The 543-nt window shown below is 32.2% G+C and carries 2 protein-coding genes; both read right to left on the minus strand.

Features of this window, described 5'->3' with window-relative positions; translation table 11 throughout:
* Positions 1-300 (minus strand): hypothetical protein (locus RSC39_RS12030; protein WP_332537477.1); only part of this gene is annotated, 300 nt, incomplete at its 3' end.
* Between the two features lie 12 nt (positions 301-312).
* Positions 313-543 (minus strand): hypothetical protein (locus tag RSC39_RS12035; RefSeq protein ID WP_332537479.1); only part of this gene is annotated, 231 nt, incomplete at its 5' end.

Consider the following 543-nt stretch of genomic DNA (forward strand, 5'->3'; position numbering starts at 1 on the left):
TTTATCAATCAATTTCAACAACTTAATTCGCTTACTCCCTTTTCTAACAGTCTTTTTGTCAATTAGGCAAAGATCAGTCCATCCCAAATTAATATGATGCTCATTTTGAGGTAGCTCAAGAATGATCGAATGATTAAATTTTTCATTCACTGGGCTAAAAACAACAATATAAGGCTCACTTCCTATTGGATTTGAAACCATGATAGCGAAGTCAAAATCTTTGTAGGCATCTTCTGCATGAGATAAAGATGAATTAGCCTCAATCTCAAAAAAATGTTTAAAAAAAGCTTTTTTATCCATTTTTTTAATTACCTAAATATTTGTAGATTCTGTATTTAAAGGCAAATCAAAAAGCTGTCTATCTCTATCTTCTGTTAAATACTCGTTGAGTTCAGCGAGTATTTTTTCCTTGTTTGCTTCGTTGCTTTGCATCTTTTTAATTAAATAAGAACCGAGCAGAATTTTACGCCGAGTATTATCCTTGCGTTCCTGTTCTTTTTGCTTTGATTTTTCTCTAGCTTCGATAGCCTGTTTTTGGGCTTT

The sequence above is a fragment of the Lactococcus sp. genome, from assembly GCF_036648155.1.
Classification (GTDB): Bacteria; Bacillota; Bacilli; order Lactobacillales; family Streptococcaceae; genus Lactococcus; species Lactococcus cremoris.